General features: G+C 63.8%; 21 protein-coding genes. 12 read left to right on the top strand and 9 right to left on the bottom strand.

Features of this window, described 5'->3' with window-relative positions; all coding sequences use genetic code 11:
• Window positions 1-487 precede the first annotated feature (487 nt).
• Window positions 488-1078, top strand: a complete 591-nt coding sequence (locus Q1L50_RS14355; protein ID WP_300339889.1) for a 1-acyl-sn-glycerol-3-phosphate acyltransferase — start codon at window positions 488-490, stop codon at window positions 1076-1078.
• Between the two features lie 46 nt (window positions 1079-1124).
• Here the strand turns inward: Q1L50_RS14355 and Q1L50_RS14350 are convergent, their stop codons facing one another.
• A complete protein-coding gene (locus Q1L50_RS14350) occupies window positions 1125-1802 on the bottom strand; it encodes a TetR/AcrR family transcriptional regulator (protein ID WP_300339888.1) in 678 nt (225 codons plus the stop codon).
• 71 nt (window positions 1803-1873) lie between these two features.
• Here Q1L50_RS14350 and Q1L50_RS14345 point away from each other — a divergent pair, with 71 nt between their 5' ends.
• Window positions 1874-3529, top strand: coding sequence for a 4-hydroxyphenylacetate 3-hydroxylase N-terminal domain-containing protein (locus Q1L50_RS14345; RefSeq protein ID WP_300339886.1), 1656 nt, complete (start codon window positions 1874-1876; stop codon window positions 3527-3529).
• A gap of 282 nt (window positions 3530-3811) precedes the next feature.
• Here Q1L50_RS14345 and Q1L50_RS14340 read toward each other — a convergent pair whose 3' ends face one another.
• From Q1L50_RS14340 to ydiK, 3 genes are all read right to left on the bottom strand, one after another.
• On the bottom strand, window positions 3812-4543 hold the full coding sequence (locus Q1L50_RS14340; RefSeq protein ID WP_300339885.1) for a ParB/Srx family N-terminal domain-containing protein: 732 nt from the start codon (window positions 4541-4543) through the stop codon (window positions 3812-3814).
• Between the two features lie 211 nt (window positions 4544-4754).
• Window positions 4755-5360 carry a riboflavin synthase gene (locus tag Q1L50_RS14335; RefSeq protein ID WP_300339883.1) on the bottom strand — a complete coding sequence of 202 codons (606 nt, stop codon included), beginning with the start codon at window positions 5358-5360 and terminating at the stop codon, window positions 4755-4757.
• Window positions 5361-5453: 93 nt separating this feature from the next.
• Window positions 5454-6587 carry an AI-2E family transporter YdiK gene (gene ydiK, locus Q1L50_RS14330; RefSeq protein ID WP_300339881.1) on the bottom strand — a complete coding sequence of 378 codons (1134 nt, stop codon included), beginning with the start codon at window positions 6585-6587 and terminating at the stop codon, window positions 5454-5456.
• Between the two features lie 197 nt (window positions 6588-6784).
• Here ydiK and Q1L50_RS14325 point away from each other — a divergent pair, with 197 nt between their 5' ends.
• From Q1L50_RS14325 to Q1L50_RS14305, 5 genes are all read left to right on the top strand, one after another.
• Window positions 6785-7297 (top strand): hypothetical protein, encoded by a 513-nt coding sequence (locus tag Q1L50_RS14325; protein WP_300339879.1) that lies wholly within the window; start codon window positions 6785-6787, stop codon window positions 7295-7297.
• A 15-nt stretch (window positions 7298-7312) separates the two neighbouring features.
• Window positions 7313-7684, top strand: coding sequence for a hypothetical protein (locus Q1L50_RS14320; protein ID WP_300339877.1), 372 nt, complete (start codon window positions 7313-7315; stop codon window positions 7682-7684).
• On the top strand, window positions 7603-8244 hold the full coding sequence (locus Q1L50_RS14315) for a hypothetical protein (RefSeq protein ID WP_300339875.1): 642 nt from the start codon (window positions 7603-7605) through the stop codon (window positions 8242-8244). The genes Q1L50_RS14320 and Q1L50_RS14315 overlap by 82 nt, the downstream gene beginning before the upstream one ends.
• 311 nt (window positions 8245-8555) lie before the next feature.
• Entirely contained in the window at window positions 8556-9143 is a 588-nt protein-coding gene (locus tag Q1L50_RS14310) for a TRAP transporter small permease subunit (RefSeq protein ID WP_300339873.1), read from the top strand.
• Window positions 9143-10648, top strand: a complete 1506-nt coding sequence (locus Q1L50_RS14305; protein WP_300339871.1) for a TRAP transporter large permease subunit — start codon at window positions 9143-9145, stop codon at window positions 10646-10648. The genes Q1L50_RS14310 and Q1L50_RS14305 overlap by 1 nt, the downstream gene beginning before the upstream one ends.
• A 182-nt stretch (window positions 10649-10830) precedes the next feature.
• Here the strand turns inward: Q1L50_RS14305 and Q1L50_RS14300 are convergent, their stop codons facing one another.
• Together Q1L50_RS14300 and pmbA are read right to left on the bottom strand one after the other, a co-directional pair.
• Window positions 10831-11910 (bottom strand): TRAP transporter substrate-binding protein, encoded by a 1080-nt coding sequence (locus tag Q1L50_RS14300; protein WP_300339869.1) that lies wholly within the window; start codon window positions 11908-11910, stop codon window positions 10831-10833.
• Window positions 11911-12047: 137 nt separating this feature from the next.
• Window positions 12048-13421, bottom strand: coding sequence for a metalloprotease PmbA (pmbA, locus tag Q1L50_RS14295; protein ID WP_300339867.1), 1374 nt, complete (start codon window positions 13419-13421; stop codon window positions 12048-12050).
• A 117-nt stretch (window positions 13422-13538) separates the two neighbouring features.
• Between pmbA and yjgA the strand changes: the two genes are divergently transcribed.
• Window positions 13539-14078: a ribosome biogenesis factor YjgA gene (yjgA, locus tag Q1L50_RS14290; RefSeq protein WP_300339865.1), complete on the top strand. Its 540-nt coding sequence runs from the start codon at window positions 13539-13541 to the stop codon at window positions 14076-14078.
• Entirely contained in the window at window positions 14059-14667 is a 609-nt protein-coding gene (mog, locus tag Q1L50_RS14285; RefSeq protein WP_300339864.1) for a molybdopterin adenylyltransferase, read from the top strand. Before yjgA ends, mog begins: the two co-directional genes overlap by 20 nt.
• A gap of 10 nt (window positions 14668-14677) precedes the next feature.
• On the opposite strand, the gene Q1L50_RS14280 is transcribed toward mog, so the two are convergent.
• Window positions 14678-16207, bottom strand: coding sequence for a hypothetical protein (locus tag Q1L50_RS14280; protein ID WP_300339863.1), 1530 nt, complete (start codon window positions 16205-16207; stop codon window positions 14678-14680).
• Window positions 16208-16409: 202 nt separating this feature from the next.
• Here Q1L50_RS14280 and Q1L50_RS14275 point away from each other — a divergent pair, with 202 nt between their 5' ends.
• From Q1L50_RS14275 to Q1L50_RS14265, 3 genes are all read left to right on the top strand, one after another.
• Entirely contained in the window at window positions 16410-17231 is an 822-nt protein-coding gene (locus tag Q1L50_RS14275; RefSeq protein WP_300339861.1) for a thymidylate synthase, read from the top strand.
• 4 nt (window positions 17232-17235) lie between these two features.
• Window positions 17236-17868, top strand: a complete 633-nt coding sequence (locus tag Q1L50_RS14270) for a dihydrofolate reductase (protein ID WP_300339859.1) — start codon at window positions 17236-17238, stop codon at window positions 17866-17868.
• 80 nt (window positions 17869-17948) lie between these two features.
• Window positions 17949-18383: a DciA family protein gene (locus tag Q1L50_RS14265; protein ID WP_300339857.1), complete on the top strand. Its 435-nt coding sequence runs from the start codon at window positions 17949-17951 to the stop codon at window positions 18381-18383.
• On the opposite strand, the gene Q1L50_RS14260 is transcribed toward Q1L50_RS14265, so the two are convergent.
• The gene (locus Q1L50_RS14260) at window positions 18370-18558 is read right to left on the bottom strand and encodes a hypothetical protein (RefSeq protein WP_300339855.1); all 189 of its coding nucleotides are present in this window, start codon (window positions 18556-18558) and stop codon (window positions 18370-18372) included. The two genes, Q1L50_RS14265 and Q1L50_RS14260, sit on opposite strands and share 14 nt — an antisense overlap.
• A 4-nt stretch (window positions 18559-18562) precedes the next feature.
• Entirely contained in the window at window positions 18563-19492 is a 930-nt protein-coding gene (lpxC, locus tag Q1L50_RS14255; RefSeq protein WP_300339853.1) for a UDP-3-O-acyl-N-acetylglucosamine deacetylase, read from the bottom strand.
• Window positions 19493-19494 lie beyond the last annotated feature (2 nt).

The following is a 19494-nucleotide window of genomic DNA, read 5'->3' as shown; positions in this document are numbered from 1 at the left end:
TACTTCGATTTCCACATACACCTCCTTCGTGATCATCGGCGCCTCAAAAAATCGCCGATCTTCTCAGTTCGGTGTATCAACTTTCAATCGTTGCGCTGTATCAATTTACTTCCGTTGCTGACAAGGGGTTGAGCTGTTGATAGACCGCGGTCGCCACGCGCAGCAGTTCCGCCTTGTCGATGTCGCCCGCAAGCGCGGGCCAGCGGCAGCCAGTTGCCGGCACACGGTCCGGCGCACCTGCTCGTGCAGCCAGCCGCCGGAAGCTTGTCAAGAACATTCAGCGCCATGCCGTTCGGCCCACCCGGCACGCCGCCGCATCTTTTGTGGCACGCACGGCCGAGCACCACGGAAGCAGCGTGCGTAGACGGCAATCGACAACGCGCGGCGGGAACCCCGGCCGCTGGTAGGCGATAATGCACCGACAAATTGAAACGCGGTGGTCTGCCTCCCGGTGTACTGCTGTGCGCCTCAACTGACAGGCCGACGCATGCACCGCACCATTTTCACTACGCCGATCGTCAACACCTTGCTGCGCGCCTTCTCGGTGAGCTTTCTGAGACTCACAGGCTGGACGGTGGAGGGCAGCCTGCCATTCGGCGCCAGCAAGAGCGTGTTGATCGCCGCTCCGCACACCAGCAACTGGGACCTGCCCTACACGCTGATGGTCGCCTTTGCGCTACGCCTGAACATCTACTGGATGGGCAAGGCACAGATCTTCCGACCGCCATTTCGTGGGCTGATGATGTGGCTGGGCGGCATCCCCGTGCAACGCGAGACGGCGAACAACCTGGTGGCCGCGTCGGCCTCGGCAATCACCCAGGCCGACGGACCCCTGCAACTGATCGTCCCTCCCGAGGGCACGCGCAGCAAGGCGCGGCAGTGGAAAACCGGCTTCTACCACATCGCCGTGAGCGCGCAGGTACCGATCGTGCTGGCCTACATGGATTACGACAAGAAGATCAGCGGACTGGGAGCGATTTTCCAGCCAAGCGGTGACATCGACATCGACATGGCGGCGATCAAGGCCTTCTATGCGCCTTTCAGGGGCCGCAATGCCAGCCAGTTCCACACCGACTGAGCCTCGCCGGCACCTTGGCCAAGTCAAGTCCCTGCACCGCCCTGGTTCAAAGGCGCTGCAGCCGCTCGGTCAACTGGTCAAGATAGCGCTCGAGGAGCTGCGGCGCGTGCTGCCGGAACATGCGGAGGCGTCCGGTGTGGATCAGCACCAGCAATCCCACCATGTGCGCGAACAGCGCCGTGACTTCCATTTCGGCCGCAGCCGCATCGAGGCCGCACTCGGCGAGGGCCGCCGCGGTCGGCTGCAGGGCGGCCCGCAGCTGGGCGTTGAGGTGCGCGTCGAGTTCCCGGGTCAGGCCCTGCGGCCGCACGCCCTGGAACAGATAAAAACCCAGATCGAGATCACGCGGGTTTGCGCGGTAGAAATCGAAGAACGCACCGGCCTTGCTGGTCACCCGGTCGGCTGCGCTGCCGCCATCGGGTGCTTCGGCCACCTGCGCGTTCAACCGCACCAGCGACTCACCGAGCAAGGCCGCGTAGATTTCTTCCTTGCTGGCAAAATAGCTATAGATCGCTCCCGGCGTATAGCCAGCGCGCCTGGCGATCTCGCGCATGCTGACGCCCTCCAGCCCCAGTTCGAAGAATGCGGCGCGCGCCGCATCGAGAACCAGGCCGCGCCGTAGCTGTAACATCGTAGCCGCGCGCAAGGTGCGCGCATTGCCCTCGCGCACACCTTCTGCAGCAGTCTTTGGGTCGCTCAGCGATTTCGGGATTGACTTGCGCATGATCGCATTCTACGCTTGTCGCAATATTGAACACCGTTCAATGAACTCCCGAACTGCGAGGAAGATTAGCCATGGAAACCGCCGACCAGCCCGACCGCTCCGACCGATTGATGAGTGGCAGTGACTACCGGGAATCTCTGCGCCGTTATCGGCCGATGGTGTATGTCGATGGCCGGCAGATCGAGTCGGTGGCCGATGCGCCCGAGTTGCAGCCGGGAATCAATGCCTTGGCGGTCACCTACGACTTTGCGCTGGACCCCGCGAAAGCTCCCCTGATGACCGCACGCCAGTCGCAGCGGACCAGCGTGGTAAACCGCATGCTGCATATCGACGAGTCGGCAGGCGATCTGCTCAACAAGCTCGAAGCCGTTCGCCTGCTCTGTCAGGAAACCGGCTGCGCCCAGCGCTACCTCGCGCACGACGCGCTGAATGCCATTCATCAGGTCAGCGCGCGTATCGACGACGCGCGCGGTAGCAGCGAGCATCGGGCACGCTTCGCCGCCTACCTGACGCACGTACAGGACCGAGACCTGTCGCTGGGCATCGCCATGACCGACGCCAAGGGCGACCGCAACAAGCGTCCGCACCTGCAGGACAATAGCGATTCCTACCTGCACATCGTCGACCGCAACGGCCAGGGCATCATCATCTCGGGCGCCAAGGCAATCGTCACCGGCGCGCCGTACATGCACGAGCTGCTGGTCATGCCGTGCCGCAACATGGGTCCGGAAGACGCCGACTTCGCAGTCTGCTGCGCGGTGCCGGTAGACGCCGATGGCGTAACCATCGTCTCGCGACCAGCCGGACGGCCGGGCGAGAAGCCCGAGCATGGCCAGCCGCTGTTTTCGCGCCGCTATGGCCAAGCCACTGCGGTAGTCCTCTTCGAGCGCGTCTTCGTCCCCTGGGACAGGGTGTTCTGCGCTGGCGACTGGGAACACTCGGGGATTCTGACTTACAACTATGCGACGCACCACCGCCACAGCTGCATCGGCGCACGAGCCGGCTTCGGCGACCTGTTGATCGGCGCCGGCGCGCTGATCTGCGAAGCCAACGGCTTCGACCCCGGTGCCAGGTCGAATCTGCGCGACGCCATGGTCGAGTTGATCACCATCGTCGAAGGATTCTTCGCCTGCGGCGTGGCGGCCAGCGTCTATGCCAGAGCCGACGACGCCAGCGGCAGCTTCATGCCGGACCCGGTCTTTGCCAACATCGGCAAGCTGCTGCTGGGAACGAAGATCTACGATATGCACCGCCTGGCGCACGAGGTTTCCGGCGGCCTGATCGTTGCCCTTCCGGGGCCGGACGAAGACCACAATCCAGCCACCGCCGCCAGCCTGGCGGAAGTGCTGCGCGCCAATCCCGATATTCCCTACGAAAAGCGGATCGAGGTCGCGCGCTTCATGGAGGATCTCACGGCGTCCTATCAGGCCGGTTGGTATTCAGTGATCAGCCTGCACGGTGGCGGCTCGCCGGCGGCGATGAAGCAGGAGATCTGGCGAAACTACCCGGTTGGCGAGAAGGTGGCTCTGGTCGAGCGCCTGCTCGATCGTGGCCTGGTCGACGACCCGTCCCGGCCAATCGGCCGCAACCGTCAACCGGGGCGTTGCTGCGACAGCGGTTGCACCCAGCCAGGGCAACCGGTGATGGTTCCCCTTCCGTCGGCCGGCGTGAGCGCCCCGCGCGCCGCACCACAGGCGATCCTCGACGCTGCCAACAATCTTGCTTGAACAGCCGCTCGCCGGACAATAATCGCCAGAGCGGCCCCGGAACGTCGTTCTGGCTCTGGGCCGCAGACCTTCCAGTTCGCCACGCCAGGACGAATTGTTGCCAAGGCGCAACGCGATCCTCGCCGCGCATGGTGCCGCGTCAGGTTGGCAAGATCAAGCTGCTCGCGCACCTCGACCATGGAGCGGGCCGGATCCCGTTCTAGCCAAACGTCCAGCGACGGCGGTAGCCGTTAGGCGGTCTTGCCAGTCGCCTCCGATCTGCAACCGGCGCGGCCATCGATGTTACGCCAAGCGACCGACGAAGCCGGGAAGACCGGCTGCTTCGGGCGAACTGGCCAGGTATCGCGCGTAGCCGACCTTCTCAGCGTAGTCGTCCGGGTCGGCCTCGCGAATGTCTGCCAGGGTCATTTCCATGCAATTCTTCTTGCAGGTCAGTTGCGCCGCGAAGATCACCCGGGTGCGGAAGAAGCTGCCCCATTTGAACTCTGCGAAGATCGCGTTGTTGGGGTCCTTGACGTACCCGTAGCCCTCGCGAACGAGCCAGGACAGGCTCCGGTACAGGTCGTTGTCAAGGTCTTTCACGTGTTGCTTGAGGGTGTCCGGATTCGACGGGCCAGCACCCATGGCGTCGAATGGATAGACCCAGTTGCTGGCTGCCATCGTTTTCCAGAAGTGTTTGCCCGCGAGCGAACTCCAGTTGCGTGTGACCTGAACCGGGATATCCACGTCCCCCTTGGCTCGCCACAGGGAGATGCTCAAATGGTGGTGGTCGATCAGGTAGTAGCGGCCGCCGTTGCCGATGATCACGGGGACGGCACGCGGCAGCAGATAGTCCTCGAGAGCGCTGTCGGTCTTGTCCTTGATCTTGGCAATCTTTTCGTTCACTTCGTCCATCCCGACAGCGTTCTGGGTGGGCATCAGCTGGCTGAGCTTCAGGCGCCCCAGCGTGCCTTGCGGACTATGCGCATCGATCTTGGGGAGAAAACCGCATACATCGTCACTTTTATTGGCCATTAAGCACTCCTCGTAGGGTGGCAGATTCGTTCGGGCGACGCTCATGCCTGAAGGCACCGCTCCCCCCGCGGGGACGGAGACGGCCTTCGCGAGTCTCCGGATGCTGGGCATGCGCACAGACGATAGTACGCCGATCGTTGCCCGAAGTTACACCATTCGATAAAGATGGTATTCGTCAGCACCCTGGCCAGAAGCGCCAGGGCAGTCATCCTCACGGCTCGCTATCGGCGCTCAGCAGTCGTTCGCAATAGCGGGCGATCAGGTCGATTTCGAGATTCACCCGGCGGCCTGGCTGCAGGCGCCCCAGGGTAGTGGCAGCCAGCGTGTGCGGGATCAGGTTGATGGTGAAGGTGGCGCCGTCGACCGAGTTGGTCGTCAGGCTGACGCCATCGACAGTGATCGAGCCCTTGCGGGCGATGTATCGGGCGAGACCTGCCGGCGCCCGGATTTGGAGCAAGCGGTTGTCGCCGACGGGGTCGAAACGCAGCACCACGCCGATGCCATCGACGTGGCCGGAGACCAGATGCCCGCCAAGGCGATCGCCCAGGCGTAGCGCTTTTTCGAGATTGATTGCTCCCGGTTCGGCAAGACCCGCCGTGCACGCCAGCGATTCCGGCGAAACGTCAACGAAGAAGCACCGGCCCTGCTGCTCGACCACCGTCAGGCAAACGCCGCTGCAGGCAATCGAATCGCCGACCGAGACGTCGGCGAGGTCGAGCTTGCCCGCGTCGATCGTCAGGCGAACGGTCGCGGCGCCGTCGTGGCGCGCCGTGATCTCGGTGATGTGGCCAACGGCGGCGATGATTCCTGAGAACATGGCGAAGATCCGGCGCAGGGGTGATCGAACAGACGCCGGATTCTAGCATGCGGCGCTGGCGCACCTTCGCCGGGCCAGCCGGCAGCGCAACGATCAGTCGGCAGCGGCTTGGGGGCTGGTCCTGACGGGGTCCGGCGCCGCGCCGAGTTCGACCGGGCGTTCTTCGCCCTGCGCCGCGGCCTCTTCGAGCCAGGCTTCGAGCAGCGTATAGGCGACCGCCAGGACGACCGGCCCGACGAAGATCCCGACCAGACCGAAGGCCAGCAGGCCGCCGATCACACCCGCGAGAATCAGCAGCAAGGGCAGGTCTGCGCCTTGTTTGATCAGCAGCGGACGCAGGAAATTGTCCATTGTGCCAACGATCACCGTCCACACCAGCAGGAAGGTGCCCCAGCCGGTGTCGCCGCTCCAGTACAACCAGACGACCGCTGGCGCCAGCACCATGGTCGGGCCGAGTTGAGCAAGACACAGCATGAACATCAGCGCGGTCAGGATCCCGGCCAGCGGAACGCCGGCGATCGCCAGGCCGATGCCGCCGAGCAGAGCCTGTACCAGCGCGGTAATGCCGACACCCAGCGCCACCGCACGAACCGCTTGCGCCGCCAGTACAACCGCGCCGTCGCCGCGTTCTCCGGCCAGCCGCCGGCCGAAGCGCCGCACTCCGACCGCCGCCTGCTCACCGCTGGCGTAGAGGATCGCCGACAAGGCAACGGTGAGCAGGAACTGCACGAAGACCAGCCCGAAACTGCCGACCTCGGCGACGAACCACTTGGTCAAGTTGCCCGCATAGGGCGCCACCTTGGCCGCTATCCCCGACCTTCCAGCCGCCGCCAGCTGCAGCCAGGCGTGCTCGATCTTGTCGCCGACCAGCGGCACGGTAGCGACCCAGGCGGGTGGCTCAGGCACCTCGACGGTGGCGAGGTATTTTCCCCATCCGGTGATCCGGTCGGCGTTTTCCACCAGGGTGGCGATCGCCAGCGACAAGGGGACCACCAGCACCAGCAGCACCAGCACGGTCATCACCACGACCGCCGGCGTACGCCGATTGCCGAGGTGCCGCTGCACCCGCAACATCACCGGCCAGGTGGCGACAACGACCATCGTCGCCCAGATCAGCGCCGGCAGGAAGGGCTTCAGGATCCAGCCGGAAGCGGCGATCAGCAGGCCGATGAAAAGGATCGCCAGCGTGTTTCGGGCCAGTTCGGGTTTGCTTGTCGTAAGGTTCATCGTGAAGTCATCCGGATCGTCGATTCGCTGGCGTCGCCTGCTTCTCGCCCTTGCGGCGATGGACCAGCCGCAGTACAAAGAGCAGCCTCAGGGCTGGACATGGTAGCGCAATTCGCATGCTGCCGGCTTTCCGGACAGTCATTCCGGCCGCCGCCTGGGCGCGCAGAAGCCGACCACGGCGCGTCCGGCTTTCAGGAATGGAATGGACGACGAGCGAAAGAGAGCAAGCCAACGGCGCAGCGCCAACCATCCGCCACCCCAGTCGACACGCCCGGGCCGGGAATCGCTGGCCGCTGCTGGCCATGAAACACGGGCTGCTCTTCTCGGTGTTCTTTATCGCCGCATGTGGTCTGGCCTACGAGTTGATCGCCGGCGCGCTGCTCGGTGACTCGGTCACCCAGTTCTCGACGATCATCGGCACTTGCCTGTTGGCCATGGGTATCGGCTCGTGGCTGTCGCGCCACGTCGAACAGCACCTGGTGCCGGGCCTCATCCAGATCGAGTTGATGGTCGGCGTCGTCGGTTGCCTGTCGGCTACCGGACTGTTCTTCTTCGTCGCGTGGTCGGCGGCACCGTTCAAGCTGGCGCTGTACCTGGCGGTACTCAGACAGGGGGTGATGGTCGGACTCGAAATCCCGTTGATCATGCGCATCCTCAAGCACGACCTGGCGTTCGAGGATCTGGTCTCGCAGGTGCTCACCGTCGATTAGCTCGGAGCACTCGTCGTGTCGGTCCTCTTTCCGCTGCTGCTGGTCCGGCATCCGGGCCGATGCGCGGCGGCCATGCTCGGACTGCGGCTGGCCTTCGTCGCGGCTGGCGAACTGAGCGCGCTGGCCGAGGCCCACCTCTACGCAGACGAGATCGTCGATGCCGAGAGCACACCCTATCAACGGATCGTCCCGACCCGCTGCAAGGACGACTTGCGCCTGCACCTGAACAACAGCCTGCCGTTCAGCTCGCGCGACGAGTACCGCAACCACGAAGCACTGGTTTATTCCGGACTGGCCAGCCGGCCGTGCGGCGGGTGCTGGTACCCCGGGGCGGCGACGGGCTGGCGGCATTCGGGATTCTCAGGTACCCACAGGTCGCGTCGGTGACGCTGGCCGAACGCGACCCGGCGATGACCCGACTGTTCGCCAGCGCACCACCCTTGCGCCAGATCAATCACGACGCGCTGCACTCGCCGGAAGTGACGGTGGCCAATGCCGACCCCCGGCAGTGGCTGGAGGAAAACGACGCTCGTTCCGATTTCGTCGTCGTCGATTTTCCCGACCCGCCGAACTTCGCGATTGGCAAGCTCTACAGCTCCGCATTCTGTCGGCTGGCCGACAAACACCTGCCCGGTGGCGTCCTGGCGGTCATCGCGCCGGCCGTCCGACGTTTCCGGCCGATCATGCTGACCCACAGCGTCTTCCGGGGGCCGATGGCGGTAGCCATCATGGGCGGGCTGATCGTCGCCGCCACTCTCCTGGCCCTGCTCGACCTGCCAGGGCTCCATGCCGCTTGCTGCCGCCCAACCGCTTGCTGGCTGCGGCAACCAGCGTCGCACCGGCCCCGAGCGCCTACTGCCGCCGAAGCTCGGGCGCACCGTATCCCCGAGACGTCATCAGGTCCGTCAAGCCGGCGCTCGACCGGCTTTGACGCAGCGGCGCCCTGACGGAAGGGACAGCCCGGGTGCTCGCCCTGACCGGCCGGGTTCGCGCAAGCGACCGCTGACCGGAACCGGAGTCGAAGTTTAAATAGCTGATAGACCAGAATTTTTCCCATTCTTGGGGGATGGTTTCCAGCGGGTGAAATCGTTTTCGCATAGAGAAAAGATGTGCCATAATCACGCCGCTTTCATGCCGCCTGTTCGGCACAGGCTGTGGTATTGATCCGGTGGCCAAGGCCACCGCCCGGCGAGACGGCAAGATGCAAAGGCTCGGGTCTGGGAGGACCGAATTTTCAGCCGCCTATGGAGGGTTTCCCGTGAATGGTTTACTCAAGCTATCGAGTCTGATCGACGGTATCACCGAACGCGTCGGCAAGAGCATCATCTGGCTGGTCCTGGTCGTCACCCTGATTGGCGCCGGCAACGCCGTCATGCGCTACACCATCGACTTCAGCTCAAACGCCTTCCTCGAGATCCAGTGGTACCTGTTCTCGGCGATTTTCCTCCTCGGCTCGGGCTATACCCTGATGCGCAACGAACACGTGCGCATCGACCTGATTGCCGGCCACCTCTCCAAGCGCGGCCAGGCCTGGATCGACATCTTCGGGATCATTTTCTTCCTGATGCCGATGGCCGTCGCCATCATGTACATGTCGTGGCCGATCTTCCTGCTGGCGTTTCATAACAACGAACAATCGAGCAACGCCGGCGGCCTGACGGTCTGGCCGGTACGCCTCCTGGTACCGATCGGCTTCTTTCTGCTGGTCATGCAGGGCGTCTCGGAGTTGATCAAACGGATCGGTTTTCTGCAGGGACTGTGTCCCGACCCGACGGCCAAGCCGCACAAACCGACTGCGGAAGAAGAGCTGGCGCTGGCCATCAAGGCGCGGAAGGGAGAACTGTGATGACCGAGTTCCTGATCAACAACATGGCGCCGATCATCTTCGCTTCGATGGTCCTGTTCCTGCTCGTCGGTTTCCCGGTGTCGTTCGCGCTGGCGGCCAACGGCATCTTCTTCGGTCTGATCGGCATCGAACTCGGCCTGCTCGGCCCACAGCTGTTCCAGGCGTTGCCGGACCGCATCTTCGGCATCATGAACAACGACACCTTGCTGGCCATTCCCTTCTTCACGTTCATGGGGCTGATCCTCGAACGATCGGGGATGGCCGAAGACCTGCTCGACACCATCGGCCAAATTTTCGGCCCGCTGCGCGGCGGCCTGGCCTTTGCGGTGATCTTCGTCGGCGCGCTGCTCGCGGCGACCACCGGCGTGGTCGCGGCATCGGTGATCTCGATGGGGCTGATCTCGCTGCCGATCATGCTGCGCTACGGCTACAACACCAAACTTGCCGCTGGGGTCATCGCCGCCTCCGGTACCCTGGCGCAAATCATCCCCCCGTCGCTGGTGCTGATCATCATGGCCGATCAGCTCGGCAAATCGGTCGGCGACATGTATCAGGGCGCATTCATCCCGGCGATGGTCCTGACCTTCCTGTACGTCGGCTACGTGGCACTGGTGGCGATCTTCAGGGCAGACTGGGTACCGGCGTTGCCGCTCGAGGCGCGCACACTGCACGGCATGAAGCTGTTCATTCGCGCGATGACGACCATGGTGCCACCGCTGTTTCTGATCTTCCTGGTCCTCGGCACGATTTTCATGGGGATCGCGACGCCGACCGAAGGCGGCGCGATGGGCGCGACCGGTGCCCTGATCATGGCCGTGGCGCGCCGACGACTTTCGCTGAGCCTGCTCAAGCAGGCGATGGAATCGACCGCCAAGCTGACCACCTTCGTGATTTTCATCCTGGTTGGTGCGCGCGTCTTTTCGCTGACCTTCTACGGCGTAGACGGCCACCGCTGGGTCGAGCATCTGCTCACCGGACTGCCGGGCGGCGAGGTCGGTTTCCTGATCGTGGTCAACGTCCTGGTTTTCCTGCTGGCGTTCTTCCTCGACTTCTTCGAACTGTCGTTCATCGTCGTGCCGCTGCTTGGGCCGGTGGCACAGGCGCTGGGTATCGACCTGATCTGGTTCGGGATCCTGCTGGCGGTGAACATGCAGACCTCGTTCATGCATCCACCGTTTGGCTTTGCGCTGTTCTTCCTGCGTTCGGTGGCACCCGCCTCGGTAAAGACCACCGATATCTACTGGGGAGCGATTCCCTTCGTCTGCATCCAGATCGTCATGGTCGGCCTGCTGATCGCGTTCCCGCAGCTGGTGACGTTCGGCCTCGACAAGAACGTCAAGGTCGACCTCGACAAGGTCGAGATCGACATCCCGACTTCGGACTACGGCGGAACCTACTCGGCGCCGGCGGGGATGGACACCCCGAAAGGCGAGCCAGGCAGACCGGGAGCAGCTGCGACCGATGCCATCCTGGAAATGCTCAAGGAACAGGGCAAGGACAAGTAGGATGCGCAGTCACCGACGGAGGCCGGACAGCACCTTCGGCCTCCGTCGGGCGCGAGAGCCATCGGTACCAGCTCCGGCAGCAGGACGCCTGCGAGCCCGTCGACAAGAAACGGAGGCCTTGGCCTCCGTTTCTTCATGTTTGGCGCTGGAGCCGCCGAACGGCCCCACGGCTCAAACGATGGCTATTTGACCGTCGCCAGGTAGTTCGAGTAGGCGCCTTCGGCAATGCGGAACCACAGCACCTCGTCGGCCATGAACTTCGAGTAGTCGTCATAGACCTTCTTGAAACCCGGATTCTTGGCCGAGGTCTCGGCATAGACTTCCATTGCCGCCTTGTACGACGCGTCCATGATCGCCTTCGGGAACTGCCGCAACTGCGTCCCAGAACCGACCAGCTGCTTGAGAGCAATCGGGTTCTTGGCGTCGTACTTGGCCATCATGTCCACGTGCGCGTCAGCGCAGGCCATGTGCAGAATCGCCTTGTACTCCTTCGGCAACTCGGCGTACTTGGCACTATTGACATAGACCGACAGCTGCGGGCCACCCTCCCACCAGCCGGGGTAGTAGTAGTACTTGGCGACCTTGTTGAAGCCGAGCTTCTGGTCGTCGTAGGGGCCAACCCACTCGGCGGCGTCGATGGTGCCCTTCTCCAGTGACGGGTAGATGTCGCCGCCCGGAATCTGCTGCGGCACCGCCCCGAGCTTGGTGAGAACCTCGCCAGCGAAGCCGCCGATGCGGATCTTCAGACCCTTGATATCGGCAACCGTCTTGATTTCCTTGCGGAACCAGCCACCCATCTGGGTGCCGGTATTGCCGCAGGGGATGGGGACGATGTTCGACTTGCCGTACAGCTCGCCCATCAGCTTGGTACCGTTGCCGTAACGCATCCAGGCATCGAGCTGGCGGTTGTTCATTCCGAAGGGGATCGCACAGTCAAAGGCGTAGGTCGGATCCTTGCCGAAGAAATAGTACGACGCGGTGTGCGCCATCTCCACCGTGTTGTCTTTGACGGCATCGAACACCGCCGGCCCGGGGACGATTTCGCCGCCGGCGAAGACCTGGATCTGGAACTTGCCGCCAGTCGCCTCGGCAACCCGGTTGGCCATCACCTCAGCCCCACCGTAGATGGTGTCGAGGCTCTTCGGGAAGCTGGAAGCGAGACGCCACTTGATGGTCGGCGCGCTCTGGGCAATCGCGGGCATGGCAACGGTGCCGGCCGCCAGGCCGACACCCGCATTCTTCAGAAATGAACGTCTTTCCACAACTTGTTTCCTATAGGGTTCTTTTAAAGTTGTTGCCCGGCGATTATAGCGAAAGGAATCCGGCTTGGAACAAGCATTTGCCGCTACGGCGTGAGGGGTGAAACGATACGCCGGAGCACATCCAGCGTCCGGCAGCCCTACCGGCCCGCGACTTTCATTTGCTCGATCAGCAGCGAACCGACCTGCTTCGAGCCGCGGACCAGGACATCGTTGCCGACCGCCGCGACGTTCCTGAACATATCGCGAAGATTGCCGGCAATGGTAATCTCTTCGACCGGGTGGGCGATCCCGCCATCCTCGATCCAGAAGCCGGCAGCGCCACGCGAATAGTCGCCGGTGACGTAGTTGACGCCGTGCCCGAGCAACTCGGTGACCAGCAGACCACGGCCCATTTTCTTGAGCAGGCCGCCGAAATCGCGCTTCCCGGGACGAACGACAAGATTGTGACAGCCACCCGCGTTACCGGTGGTCGGCATGCCCAGCTTGCGCCCGCTGTAGGTGCTCAGGAAGTAGCCCTGCAGCCTGCCGTCGACGACCACCTCGCGGTCACGGGTGGCAACGCCGTCGCTGTCGAAGTAACCGCTCGCCAGGCCACCTGCGAGGTGCGGCCGCTCACTGATCTGCACTTTCCTGGAGAACACCCGCTTGCCGAGACTATCGACCAGGAAAGAGGTCTTGCGGTAAAGGCTGCCACCGCTTGCGGCGTGCACAAAGTGCCCGATCAATGACGCCGCCAGGGGCGCCTCGAACAACACCGGCACCTTGCAGGTCTTGATCTTGCGCGCACCGAGCCGCGATAGCGCGCGCCGGGCGGCGCGCTCGCCGATCGACTCGGCCGAGCCGATCGCCAGCGGATCGCGGGCGGTCGAATACCAGTCGTCGCGCTGCATGTTCTCGTTGGTACCGGCAATCATCGAGCACGACAGGTAATGCCGCGAGGTCGGGTAGCCGCCGATGAAACCCAGGCTGTTGGCCGAAACGAACTGCCCTTCCTGGGTCGAGACGGTGGCGCCTTCCGAGTTGTTCAACTGCGGGCTGACCGCGAAGGCCGCCTGTTCGCAGCGCCGGGCGAGGTCGACCGCGCCTTCGACGGAAAGCAACCAGGGGTGGTAGAGATCGAGGTCCGGCAGGTCGGCGCTGCCGATCGCCAGCAACTCGGCATCGGGCAGTCCGGCACAGGGATCGGCGGCAGTAAAGCGGGCGATGTTCAGCGCAGCGTCCACGGTCTCGCGCAGAGCGGTCGGCGAGAAATCGGAGGTGCTGGCCTGACCCTTCCGCTGGCCGAGGTAGACGGCCACCGCGATCGCCTTGTCGCGGTTGTACTCGATGGTTTCGACCGCACCGCGGCGAACGGTCACCGACTGACCGAAACCGTCCGAGACGTCGACCTCGCAGGCACTGGCACCGTTCTGTTCGGCGCGCGCGAGGACGTCCCGCGCCAGTTGCTGCAGGGTATCGGCACGGTGGCTGAAGCGCGATTCGCTGGCGCCGGAGGCGGCTGGACGGGACATGGGACGGTGGCCAAGAGCAAAAGTCGCTATCATAGCAGTTCGCCGGAGGTGATCAGTTCCGGCTTTTCACCACCCGAAGCTTCCCGGCACCCACGGCGAGAGACAAGTGCGCAGACCATGAACACCCCCGAGGAAGAACCAGCCCCGCCATCGAAGACGCAGCGCAAGCGCGCCATGGAGGCTCTGCAGGAACTCGGCCAGGAACTGGTGGAGCTGCCGGCGGATCGCCTGAAGAAAATCGAGCTTCCGGAGGAACTGCGCGAAGCGGTCGCTGAGGCGCAGCGGATGAGCCGGCACGACGAGGCGCGGCGGCGACAGCTGCAATTTGTCGGTCGCCTGATGCGCGACGTGGACCCGGAACCGATTCGCCGCTCGCTGGCAATCCTGCGCGGTGACTCGGTCGAGGAGACGGCGAACCTGCACCGCCTCGAGCGACTGCGTAGCGAGCTGCTGGCCGACGAAGGGACGCTGTATGGAATTGCCGAAGCCTGCCCGTCGGTCGACCTGCAGCATCTGCGCTCGCTACGCCGCGCAGCCCTGCTCGAGCAGACGCAGGGAAAAGCGCCGCGCAGCTATCGCGCGATCTTCCAGCTGCTCAAGGAACTCGATTTCTCGGCAAACCCCACGGCCGATGACGATGAGCACGCTCGGCGCTGATCAGGAGCTGCTGATCGGTCTGGTGTCGATCAGCGACCGTGCCTCGCAGGGGGTCTACCAGGATCAGGGGATTCCGGCCTTGGAGGACTGGTTTGGCCGCGCGCTGCGCAGCCCGTGGCGAACGGTGACGCGTCTGATCGCCGACGACCAGCCATCGATTGAAAGAGCCCTGATCGAGCTGGTCGACGAGCTCGGCTGCAATCTGGTGCTGACCACCGGCGGCACCGGCCCGGCCGCCCGCGACGTCACCCCGGAAGCCACCCTGGCCGTCGCCGACAAGCTGATGCCCGGCTTTGGCGAGGAGATGCGACGGATCAGCCTCAACTTCGTCCCCACCGCCATCCTCTCGCGCCAGCTCGGAGTGATCCGTGGCCGGGCCCTGATCCTCAATCTGCCAGGACAACCCAAGTCGATCGGGGAAACGCTGGAGGGAGTGAAGGCGGCGGACGGCACGGTGCTGGTCAACGGCATCTTCGCCGCCGTCCCCTACTGCATCGACCTGTTGGCCGGCCCCTACGTCGAAACCGCCGACGAGATCGTGAAGGCCTTCAGACCCAAGTCTGCGCGCCGGCCAGGATCGGCAGCCTGACGCCAGCGCCTCACGCCGGCGCCTGTCCATGGAAGCGGCCAATCTCGTAGTCGGCACCGGTTTCCTCCAACTCGACCGGAGTCAATGAATACCGTCGATCGTCGTGGCTGAACTCGACCGATTCGCGCACGTTGAAAGCGCCAAGCGGCAACAGGATACGCTCCACGCCAGCCTCGCCACCGTCACGCAGCCAGATGCCCGGAATGGCGATAGCCGCCGAAAAGCCGCTTCGGCGTGGTCGCAATTCGATGCTCTGCGCCTGCCTGGAAAGCACTTGGACGCCCAGGCTGGCACGCCGGCCGCCGATCCGGTTGAAGCGCCTGGCCACTCCCAGCAGCCAGTTTCCGCTACCGTCCGGCTGCGCGCAGAGCAGGGCGCCAAGCTTCACCTGAAGCTCTGGCGCGTCGTCCAGGTAGGCGCGGAAGCCACCGAGGCTGACGTTTTCGACCACCCAGCTTTCGACCTTCGGAGTGCTCGCCGCAGACGGATGGACGCCCGCGAAGACGGTATAGCTTTCGTCGAAGCCACGCAGCACCAGCATTCTGGTCTTGACCGCGTGCCGCCGATGGCGCCGCTGCGGCGGATGCATCGCCCAGTAGACGCGCAAGTGGCGCAGCACGGGCAGCAATACCCGCTGCGTGTGCTCGCCGCCAAGATTGAGGTCCGGCGGCAGCTCGCCACGTTCGACGACGTGGATTAGATCGTCCAGGGCCTGCGGTACCTTCCCTGGCGAGAAGAAGCGCAGACCGGGTCTGCTGGTGCCGGGATGACGCGCCAGGCGGAAGGGCGCCGAGCCACTGGCGGCGTCGACCCAGTACACACTGTCCGGGCGGCAGTCCGGCGAGAGGACAAAGTTTGACAGAAAGTGGGCGATCAGCCGGTCTGCCAACTCGATCTGCAAGGGCATCAAGCTGTCCATCGACGAGGTCGAAAAGACCACCGCATGCAGGTACTGCTGCGCAACGCTGCTCAATCCTCGCTGGGTCGGATAGACGGGCAGCGGCTTGTGCGCGTTGGCAGCGGTCTCGGCGGCGAGAAAGGTTGCACCCAGGGACTTCCAGAGGTCTTCCGGAGTCGCCGCGTAGCGATACGCCAACCACTTGAGTTGCGTGCAGCGGGCGGCCTGAGAACGAAGCTGCGCCAGCGGAACCGACACTTTGAACGCTTCGCTGCCCTTGTCCTTCGGATCGAGTCGCGCGCGTTCGACGCATTCGGTGTAGAGCTCGGCGATGTCGCCCCAATAGCCGTAGACCCTCGCCCACTGGCGTTCGTCTTCGACCTTGGACAGGCTTGGCGACTGCAGGTAGGTTCGCAGCAGGGGCCGCAGATGTTCCTGCGCGGCATCGTCAAGTTGGCGAAGCACGTCGAAATAGTGGTCAAGGCGGAAGTGCTCGGCGTGCTTGAGCGATTCGAACCAGCTTCGCAGCTCGTCCACGGCCTTTGCTGCCTTATCGACGTGCAGGTCGGCGAGTACCCGCTTCAACTCCTTGGCGTCAGCCAGGAGATGATCAGGGCGTTGCGCAAAGAAATTGAGGCGCATGGGAAGCAAGACCTTGTCAGGAACCGCCGGGAACAGACGGCGAATTGTAAACTACGACGGCAGTAAATTCCGCGCGAAGAGTGCTTGGCAGCGATCGGAAGTTGCGCGCGCCGCCGCTGCGTCTTGCGCCGTCTTGGCGCTTGTTTCCACATCACACTCGACTCCTCTACAATTCGGCCTGACAGATCGACCGGCAGGAACCATGCAGCAGTATCTCCACCTGATGCGCCACGTCCTCGAACGCGGCAACGCCAAAGCAGACCGCACCGGAACGGGTACCTGTTCGGTGTTCGGCTGGCAGATGCGTTTCGACCTTGGCAGCGGATTTCCCCTGTTGACCACCAAGAAGCTGCACTTGCGATCGATCATCCACGAGTTGCTGTGGTTCCTGCAGGGCGACACCAACATCCGCTACCTGCGGCAGAACGGCGTCCGCATCTGGGACGAATGGGCCGACGCGAACGGCGATCTGGGCCCGGTCTATGGCCATCAGTGGCGCCACTGGCAAACCTCGGATGGGCGCGAAATAGACCAGATCGCGCAACTCGTTGACGGCCTGAAGAACAACCCTGATTCGCGCCGGCACCTGGTGACCGCCTGGAATCCGGCCGACGTCGAGCGGATGGCGCTGCCGCCATGCCACGCCATCTTCCAGTTCTACGTTGCCGAAGCCGGGCCTGCCGATGCGGATCGGCGTCCGAAACTGTCCTGCCAGCTATACCAGCGCAGCGCGGACATCTTCCTTGGCGTACCGTTCAATATCGCCTCGTACGCCTTGCTCACGCTGATGCTGGCACAGGTCTGCGGCTACCAGCCGGGGGACTTCGTGCACACCCTCGGTGACGCGCATCTCTACCGCAATCATTTCGACCAGGCGCGTCTGCAATTGACCCGAGAGGTTCGTCCCCTGCCGAGCATGCGCTTGAATCCGGCAGTCGATGACCTGTTCGCTTTCCGCTTTCCGGACTTCAGCCTCGAAGGCTACGATCCACATCCGCACATTGCCGCACCGATTGCGGTCTAGATCAATGACCCGCGCGACGACACCCTGCGGCCAGCGGCAACCGGCGGCGATCATCTCGCTGATCGCCGCGGTGGCCAGAAACCGTGCCATTGGCAAGGATCAGCACTTGCTCTGGCGCCTGCCGGAGGACATGAAGCACTTTCGTGAAACGACCCGCGACAAGACCGTGATCATGGGCAGAAAGACCTGGGAGTCGCTGCCGGGGGCCTTTCGACCCTTGCCGGGGAGGCACAATATCGTCGTCAGCCATGACCCCGCCTACCCGCTGAACGGCGCCGTGCTGGCCTGCTCGATCGACGAGGCGATCGGCTTGGCCGGTGATGCGAGCGAGATCTTTGTCATCGGTGGCGCGGAACTCTATCGGCAGGCCCTGCCGCTGGCGACACGGTTGTACCTGACCGAAGTCGATGATGACTGCCCGGGAGACCGTTTTTTCCCCGAATTTGCTAGCGACGAGTGGCGGGAAGTTTCTCGCCGCGCCGGCAATTCGCTGCCACGGGGCGCCGCTGACCGTACCTTGCCATTCGATTTCGTGGTCTACGAGCGCCGCTCGGCAAGCGGCTGCGTCAAGCCGCCGCCAGTACCAGATCAGGGCCAGCGCGGAGCCCACCCCCAAGCGACCTCGAACGCGGGGTGATGCTCCGCGACTTGGCCGCCAGTTGCCAGGCGACCGGCGGCGAGAATAAGATGCACGCTTGCCTCCCGCTGAAGCCCCCGATGGTCGTCTCACTCCAGAACTATCTCGAAGCAGCCGATGGCGCCGGCAAGGTTCTGGCGCACGCCAGGCTGCTCGGCGAGCTTGCCGGCGTCTACCAACAGATCGCGCCGCCACATCTCGGCCAGGCGAGTAGCTTGGCCAACTACAAGTCGGGGATCGTCCTTATTCACGCCACTAATGGCGCGGTCGCGACCAAACTGCGCCAGATGGCACCGACGCTGGTCGACGAGTTGCTGAGGCGGGGAATCGAGTGCCGGGGCGTTCAGGTCAAAGTGCAGGCCCGCGTCCAGCGTCAACCGGTCCGGGTGCCAGCACAGAAGCCGTTGAGCGTCCGCACCGGCCAGGATCTGACCGCCTTGCGCGATTCACTGCCGAACTCGCCCTTGCGCGGAGCGCTTGACAGACTGCTGGCGCACGCCGCTAGACAGGAATGACCGCCACCCGCTCGATGATGAGCAAGGCGAAGACCAGCAGCGCCACGATCAGCGAATAGCGAAACACGCGCCAGGAGAAATGCAGGTAGCGCGGGTCCCTGGTAAACAGGAAGATCACCACGCCTGCGGCAACGGTAATCACCGTCAGCACCGCCAGCAGGCGCATCAACCACATCGGGTCAGACCGCCGGCAAGGCCAGCCAGCGGGAAAGCGACTGCGGAGCCAGCTCGCGGTCGTCGAAGCTGACGTATTCCCAGGCGTCCGGGCAGGCCAGCAGTTCGCGGGCCAGCGCGTTGTTCATGGCGTGTCCGGACTTGTGGGCGGAGAATGATGCCAGCAGCGGGTGGCCGAGCAAATAGAGGTCACCGATGGCGTCGAGCACCTTGTGCTTGACGAACTCGTCGCTGTAACGCAGGCCCTCCGCATTCAACACCCGGTACTCGTCGAGCACTACCGCGTTCTCCAACCCGCCACCCTGGGCGAGACCGTGCTCGCGCAGCCATTCCACCTCCTGCATGAAGCCGAAGGTGCGCGCCCGCGCGACTTCGCGGACGTAGGAGTTTTCAGCAAAATCGATGCTTACCGACTGCCCCGTGCGGTCGATTGCCGGATGGTTGAAACCGATCGAGAATGAGAGTCGATAGCCGTCGTAAGGCTCGAAACGGGCCCATTTGTCGCCAGCCTGGTCGGTCTCGCGAACCTCGATGGGTCGCTTCACACGGATGAACTTCTTCGCCACCGCCTGCTCCTCGATCCCCGCTGACTGGATCAGGAAGACAAACGGCGACGCCGAACCGTCGAGGATTGGCAGTTCGGCGGCATCCAGATCGACAAAGGCATTGTCGATCCCGAGGCCGGCAAACGCCGACATCAGGTGTTCAACGGTTCCCACCTTGACGCCGTCACGCTCCAGGCACGAGCACATTCGCGTGTCGCCGATCAGCAGCGCCGACGCGGGCAGATCGACCACCGGGTCAAGATCGATGCGTCGAAAGACAATTCCGGTTGCCGGCGCGGCCGGGCGCAGGCAGATATTGACCTTGACGCCGGAATGGAGGCCAACGCCAGCGGCGCGGATCACGGACTTCAGTGTTCTTTGCTTTAACATGT

Origin of the sequence: Accumulibacter sp. (assembly GCF_029255145.1) — a bacterium.
GTDB lineage: Bacteria > Pseudomonadota > Gammaproteobacteria > Burkholderiales > Rhodocyclaceae > Accumulibacter.
Note: the sequence above shows the minus strand (reverse complement) of the source record. Positions and strands in the feature narration are given on the sequence as shown.